The organism is Caldibacillus sp. 210928-DFI.2.18, from assembly GCF_020554505.1.
In the GTDB taxonomy this organism is placed as follows: domain Bacteria; phylum Bacillota; class Bacilli; order Bacillales; family Caldibacillaceae; genus Caldifermentibacillus; species Caldifermentibacillus hisashii.
This window is the reverse complement of record NZ_JAJCHL010000118.1, coordinates 1-7712: the sequence shown is the minus strand read 5'-3', so window position 1 is coordinate 7712 and position 7712 is coordinate 1. Positions and strand designations below refer to the sequence as shown.

The following is a 7712-nucleotide window of genomic DNA, read 5'->3' as shown; positions in this document are numbered from 1 at the left end:
TGGCGACGAGAACGGGCCTCGTCGCCAAAAACAAGCATTTCTCAACCAAAAGTGGCGACGAGAACGGGCCTCGTCGATTTATTAGTCTCCTAAGGTGCGAAACTCAAGTTAGATATTAAACTCTTGAATTACACCTTTTAGATTACTTACTTCTTTTTCTAATTCCAGTGTATGGCTGTGGATGTTTTTAATCGATTGATTTGATTCCTGTACACTTGCTGAAGTCTCTTCTATCCCGGCAGCGGACTCTTGTGTAACTGAAACAATAGACTCCAGTAAATTGCTAATCGGGTGGGCATCATCAATAACATCGTATAATGAATTTGACATCGCCTCGATTTGATCAACAACCTTATTTATTGTTTCAAACATTAATTGGAATACTTCTCCGGTTTTCTTCATTTGTCCTGTACCATCGTCCACTAATTGATAGCCTTCTTCTAATGATCCAAGTACATTTTTCGACTCATCTTGAATATCTTTTAAAATGACATTAATATTACTGATGGAAGCATTGACTTGTTCGGCCAGTTTTCTGACTTCATCGGCAACAACGGCAAACCCCCGACCGTGTTCGCCTGCCCGTGCCGCTTCAATCGATGCATTTAAAGCCAAGAGATTCGTTTGATCAGCGATTTCTTTAATAACAACGATCAACTGGTTTATATTTTTAATTTTCTCATTCAAACCCTTTACCATTTGCAATGATTGATTAAACTTTTTATTGATTTCGCCCATTTTTTGTGACGTTACTTCTAAATTTTGACTTCCTTCATTCGTAATATTAACCATATTTTCAGAAATGTTTTTTACATCCTGTGATTTATACACCACATTCGCAATCGTTTCCATAAATTCTTGCATTTTTTCAAAAAGGTCATTTGCAGATGATGCTTGGCTTTCGGATCCGGCAGATAATTGTTCCATCGTAGTGGCAATTTGTTCGCTTCCGGCTTTGATATCTTCAGCACCCGTTTTCAGCAATTTACTTTTATCTGCCACCAGATTTGACACGTAGTTAATTTGGGTAATCATAGTATTCAAATTATCTTTCAAAGTGTTTACAGCTTGTCCTAATTGACCAATTTCATCATTTGAAGTAATTTTGATATCAGCTATTTGCAAATTCCCGTTTGCAATTTCATCTGCCGCCGTTGCAACCTTTTTAAGACTGCTTTCAATACCCCTGCTGATCAAGTGTAGAAGAACAACACCGATTAACGCCGCTATGATGACGGAAATAATTAACATATTAGACAGACCGGCTAATTGGGCTTGAATTTCCGGATTATCGATCCCTGAACGAATATGAAATAGATTTATACCAACAATTGTTGAAGCGATCAAGAATATGATGATCGTACCTGCCAAAGCAATCCGGTACTTGGTACGAAACTTTAAATTACGATAAAACTTTATCACTGTTCATTCCTCCAATATTCTTCTTTTTTAAACCAAGCAAATAAAATATGATATACGTGATCGGACAAATTATGTAGTAGCAGTCGTCTTGTCGACTTTCATACGATGCAATATTCATAGATACGGATTTGGTTCTTAATTTCCATTTTAAGCGCTTTTCGCTTTTCCAACAATAGCTTTTCAGTAATTTCGCACTAGGTCAAATGACTCATTGTCATTAGGCGACTCATCACTACCACGCTAAAAACTGCCACAGTGTGAGTAATGTAGATGTGACAAAATTTTGTACTTTCTTAAAAAAATAGACTATCGCTTTGTTCTTTAGCGATAGTCCTTCCTGTTTATATTTCGTTTTTATCGGGAAGCTCACACCCGTCCGCAGTACAGTTGGCAGCTTCCTCACTGCCAAGCGGCTGAAATTTTGTACTCAAATGTTCCTCTTCCCAAGCTTTCTGTAATCCATTTGTGAAAACTTCTGTCGGTTGAGCACCGGAAATGGCATATTTTCGATTAATGACAAAAAATGGAACGCCGCGGACGCCTAACATTTGTGCCTCCATTTCGTCTGTACGTACTTCATTGGAAAATTGATCACTTTCCAAAACTTCTTTCACTTCATTTTTATTTAATCCGACTTCTTCTGCCAGCTGAATTAATGTATCCATATCATCAATTCGCCCTGACTCGATGAAATGAGATCTGAGTAATCTTTCCGTCATCTCCATAAGCTTGCCTTTTTTCTCAGCAAATTTGGCCAAACGATGAGCCTTAAACGTATTGGTTGGCGACATGGAAGAAAAATCGTAATTTAGCCCAACCGAAGCTGCCTGATCAATAATATTTTGATTTGCTTTTTTGGCTTCTTCTACTGAGATTCCGTATTTTTGCGCTATTGCTTGGTCAATGGTGATTGAATCATTCGTTTCAACATTCGGGTCGAGTTCAAAGCTTTTAAACACGATTTCCACTTGATTACGGTAGGGAAATTGATCCAACGCCATTTCTAACCGCCTTTTTCCTATATAACAGAACGGACAGACAAAGTCCGACCAAACTTCTATTTTCATCTTGGCACCTCATTTTCTTATTCTTGTTGATTCTTTTTCCAACAGTGAACTTATTTTACCATACCTGTTCTTGTGCAAAAAATAATCTGCACCGGGACACGTGCATGAAAATTGACCATACAGCAAAAGGTTCAAGACTAAATAACATGACAAAACCGGCATTGTTAATAGGACAAGTACCTCTAAATTGTCCATTTTGCAGAAAACTTTCCCGTATATCTCTATTTTGTGCAAAATTTCCGCAAAAAACCTACTCAGCTTTTTGGCTCTAATCATGTGATTTTAAAAGTGAGCTACTTGGTTTGACCGGTTACAATCTATTCCTCTGATTTTAAATACGACCTACTTGGTTTGAAAGTCACAATCTATTCGTTTGGTTTTAAACGCGAACTACTTGATTCGTCCGACCACTATCTATTCCTTTGATTTTAAAAGTAAGCTACTTAATTTTACCCGCAACATTCTATTCCTCTGATTTTAAACACAACCTACTTAGTTTGACCGACCACAATCTATTCGTTTGGTTTTAAATGCGAACTACTTGGTTTGACCGACCACAATCTATTCCTCTGATTTTAAAAACGAGCTACTTGATTTTACCGGCCACAATCTATTCCTCAGCTTTTAAAAGGGGCTTATTTGGTTTGACCGGCAACCAAATGGTAAATTTCGTTCCCTTTCCTTTTTCACTTTTTACATCAATTTTTCCGTCATGCAGTAAAACTAACTGCTTTACAATAGATAAGCCGAGGCCAAATTCACCAAAAGGATTGCTTTTTCTTGATATATCCGCTTTGTAAAAACGATGCCAAATATTTTCCACGTCTTTCGGGTCAATGCCGATACCGGTATCTTCAATTTCAATGACGGTACTATCGGCAGCCTCTCTCCCGCGAAGGGTAATTAAGCCGTTTTCGGTAAATTGAATACTATTTTTGGTAATATTTAGCAAAATTTGCACAAGTCTATCATAGTCGGCATAAACCATTGTATCGTTTTCCACATCCACTACGATTTCGTCATTTCGCTCTTCCGCTTGAATCGCTAACTGATCTTTAATAATCTCAAAAACATCAATGAGTTCAATTTCTTCTTTATTTAATTTCACTTGGTTGGAACGAATTTTTTCATAATCCAAGTTTTCATTGACTAACCGAATCAATCGTTTCGTTTCTTGGCTGACAAGTGCCAGTCCTTTTTCCTTTTCACTTTCAGGGATCATATTGTTTCGTAACCCTTCAATGATACCGCTAATCGTCGTTAACGGTGTTCTCATTTCATGGGATACGTCTGCCATGAACTGCCGCCTGCGATTTTCCAAACTTTCAATCTCATCCATCGACTTTTTCAATTTCCCCACCATCTTATTAAAATCACTGGCCAATTCCCCGATTTCATCAAAATCAGAATCGCGTACCGTTACATTGTAATCGCCGCGTGCAACCGCAGATGTCGCTTTTTGCAGCTGTTTAATCCGTCGTACATGAATTTTGGAAAGAAACCAACTGATGATAAAAGAGATACCTAAAGCAATGCATACCGTTATGATCAAGTAGCTGTTAAACTCTTGAATCATCTCCCGGGTTCCGCTGACGGGAGCTGTTAACAAAATTCCGCCTAATAAATAGTCGCCCTTTTTATAAGGGAGAATCACAAGGGATACCGCCTGTTCAAAACGGTTAAAATCAACATTGACCACTACCCTTTTCCCCTGCGAAATTTGTTCCCATTCTTTTTCAGTAAATTGAATTTGCAAATTTCTATTATCAATCGGATAAACAATTTGCCCGTTTGAATCAAACATCGTTAAATATATGTTTCTCTTTTTCAAAACGTCTTGATAATCATTTAATGTGAATGTATCTGTTAAAAAGTTATTATTTAAGTCTTTTAAAATTTGTTCCCCGTAGGAAATCAATTCTTCTTCTTTATTTTTATAAACGAGCGATTCAACATATTGAGATACAAGCAAGCTTAAAATGAGGAAGGCAACAGTAATAATACCGAGATGGCTGAGCATTTGTTGATACATATATTTTACTTTCATTTGTCCACCAGCTCATCAAATTTGTAACCAACCCCCCATACTGTATGAAAAAAGGGTTGATTTTCTTTTCCCAGTTTTTTTCTTAATCGCTTAATATGAACATCTACTGTTCGCTCATCGCCGTAAAATTGATAACCCCAAACTTGGTCTAATATTTGTTCCCTTGAAAAGACTTGGCGCGGATGTTGAAGGAAGAATATTAATAAATCAAATTCTTTTGGTGTCAAATTCATGATCTGCTCATCATCTAACCAGACTTCCCTTGTTTCTTTATTAACCTTAAAATGCTTCGTTTGTACTACATCTTTTGGAACTTCCCCCTGAGTCGTATATTGGGCTCTTCTCATTACCGCTTTAATACGAGCCATTAATGCCAGTGGACTAAACGGTTTTGTCACATAATCATCCGCCCCCATCTCAAGCCCAAGTACTTGATCCGACTCGGAATCCTTTGCAGTCAAAATAATTATCGGTACATTATTTTGTTCCTCACGAATTTTTCGGCAAATCGTCACCCCGTCCATTCCCGGCAGCATCCAGTCAATAATCAGCAAATCCCAATCTTCCGCCATGGCTCGCTCATAACCTTCTTTCCCGTCATGGATAAATGTTCCATTAATTCCTTCATTAATAAAAAACATGTCAATCATTGAACAAACATTTTCATTATCTTCTATTACGAGAACTTTCATTTTAATCAGCTCCACTTTTCACCTTTACTCTTACTATCAAAATTAAAACGAGTGAGCAGAAATATCAACTTTTTTTATTCTAGTTTCAAAAGATATTTTTCCGGCAGAGATGACTGAATGGAAGAAATCACAAGTTCAGATTTACAAGCGGCACCCAAATGACGATTTCAATAAGCTCAAAACAAGGTGAATTCATACAAATAACGCTTTAGTACTATCTTTTTTATTTTTAATGATTGCTTAATAGTTTGTTCATAGTTTTTTCATATTTAACCCTTACAATAAAAAACATCAAGGCTCTCCTTCCTTTTTAATATAGATTTTGGGCTGCCGGAATGGACTTGTTTGTTCATTTCAGCAGCCCCTTCTTTTTTTATCATTTTATCATTGAATCTACGAGGATCCTACACAAGTGGTATCACTATATTAAAAAACAGCGGAAATTCATTACCGCTGTTTTTTTATTTTACCAATAATAGTAAAAGGACCGCTAAGATAATTCGATAAATGGCAAACGGTACAAGTTTAATGCGATTGATTAGTTTTAAGAAGAAACGAATTGAAATCAATGCAAAAATAAATGCACTAATGAAGCCGGCAATGAAAAACGGCAAAGCGTCGATGGAAAAATATTGCCAATTTTTCACTAGCGAAATGAGACTTGCCCCGGCCATAATCGGTACAGCCATAATAAATGTAAAATCCGCTGCAGCTCGGTGACTGAGACCCATTAAAACCCCGCCTGAAATTGTTGCCCCTGAACGGGAAAAGCCCGGCCATAACGATAAACATTGAAACAAACCAATCAATAATGCTTGCTTGTATGTGATTTGATCGACCGTCTCCGCTGCTGGTCGCTTGGCTCTGAATTTATCGGCAAAAATCATTAAAATCGCTCCGGCAATCAATGCATATACAACGTACTGATAGCCAAACAAAACTTCATCAATGATATCTTCAAAAAGGACGCCCAAAATCCCGGCCGGTAAAATTCCTACTATTATATGGGTAAGTCGCAAGTGACCGGTTGATTTTTGCCCAATCTTAAAGGATCTCTTCTTCAGTCCCAATAAGTCCAAAAAACGATCCTTCATGACAACAACAACGGCCAGAATCGACCCTAATTGAATTACAACTTTAAATGTATTGGCTACATATTGTCCACCTAAAAACTCTTTTGATTGGAGCCAAAGATCATCAACAATAATCATGTGTCCGGTTGAAGATACCGGTGCAAATTCTGTTAATCCTTCAACCATTCCTAAAATAATCGTCTTTAAAAACATAAGAAAATCCATGAAATATTCTCCTTCATCACATAATATGTAACTTATTTTCTTTATTTTTGGGTTTTTGAACGGCGGATAAAGTAAATGATAACAGCAATTATCGCTATTGCAATCAGCATATAAACGATGTTCGAATAAATATCCATGTATTCAACAATTTTTTTCCAAGATTCCCCAAGTTTTGCCCCAAGTGTGACAAGGATGGAGTTCCAAATAATCGTTCCTGCTGTTGTAAAAAATAAAAATAACGGAAAGTTCATATGTGCCATCCCGGCAGGAATTGAAATCAAACTACGTATTAACGGAACCATCCGACAGAAAAAAACAGTCCAATAGCCATATTTTTGAAACCAATGGTCCGCCTTTTCAACATCTTCTTTTTTCACACGTAAGAGATAACCCCATTTGTCGACAATTCGTTCAATTTTTTCAACATCTAGCCAACGACCGAGCGCATACAAAATAACGGCACCGAAGACCGATCCAATTGTCGCAGCAAAAATAACACCAAGCACAGTCAGATTGGTTGTTGTCGTCATAAAACCGCCAAAAGTAAGAATGACCTCCGATGGTATAGGAGGAAATACATTTTCTAAACATATTAATAAAAATACACCAAAATAACCGAATTGTTCCATAAAACCGGTAATCCAATTTTCCATTTTTATCCACCTTTATAAACATGTCCATATTTTATTTTATTGTCCAACTACATAAGTATGATATTTAGCTTAGATAATCTCTCAAAATCGCGCATAGTACGTATTTAATCCATAGAACCCAACAGCATGATTATATGACATCTTTGGCACGATACATACACTTTTTTAATCTTACCATCAAATTCCTTGTCCGAAAAGATATTTAAAAGAAAAATAAGAAAAACAAAAGAAGTTAATTTCATAACCCCGATGAGAAGACGTTTGAAGGTTTTCATCTGAATTCGGTGTTCGAATTTTTCTTTTTTTACTATTGAATTTGGTAGGGGAACTGTTGAATTTTGGCTTTTACTGTTGAATTGGACGGGGGGATTGTTGATTAAGGTACCCTACTGTTAAATCGGGCGGGATTCTGCTGAATCAAGCTACTTTACTATTGAATCCAACAGGGATACTGCTGAATCAAGCTACCTTACTATTAAATCCAACAGGGATACTGCTGAATCAAGCTACCTTACTATTAAATCCAACAGGGA

6 protein-coding genes are annotated in these 7712 nt (G+C 36.9%); all 6 read right to left on the bottom strand.

The genetic code is table 11. The features are described 5' to 3' along the window. Positions 1-108 precede the first annotated feature (108 nt). Positions 109-1422: a methyl-accepting chemotaxis protein gene (locus LIZ98_RS16110; protein WP_052514540.1), complete on the bottom strand. Its 1314-nt coding sequence runs from the start codon at positions 1420-1422 to the stop codon at positions 109-111. 341 nt (positions 1423-1763) lie between these two features. Then, on the bottom strand, positions 1764-2489 hold the full coding sequence (locus LIZ98_RS16105; RefSeq protein WP_108897415.1) for a DsbA family oxidoreductase: 726 nt from the start codon (positions 2487-2489) through the stop codon (positions 1764-1766). A 610-nt stretch (positions 2490-3099) separates the two neighbouring features. Beyond that, on the bottom strand, positions 3100-4536 hold the full coding sequence (locus LIZ98_RS16100) for a sensor histidine kinase (RefSeq protein ID WP_041845825.1): 1437 nt from the start codon (positions 4534-4536) through the stop codon (positions 3100-3102). Next, positions 4533-5228 carry a response regulator transcription factor gene (locus LIZ98_RS16095; protein ID WP_108897413.1) on the bottom strand — a complete coding sequence of 232 codons (696 nt, stop codon included), beginning with the start codon at positions 5226-5228 and terminating at the stop codon, positions 4533-4535. The genes LIZ98_RS16100 and LIZ98_RS16095 overlap by 4 nt, the downstream gene beginning before the upstream one ends. Before the next feature lie 461 nt (positions 5229-5689). Further along, entirely contained in the window at positions 5690-6526 is an 837-nt protein-coding gene (locus LIZ98_RS16090; protein WP_041847735.1) for an undecaprenyl-diphosphate phosphatase, read from the bottom strand. Positions 6527-6567: 41 nt separating this feature from the next. Further along, positions 6568-7179: a DedA family protein gene (locus LIZ98_RS16085; RefSeq protein ID WP_227140221.1), complete on the bottom strand. Its 612-nt coding sequence runs from the start codon at positions 7177-7179 to the stop codon at positions 6568-6570. Positions 7180-7712: the final 533 nt, after the last annotated feature.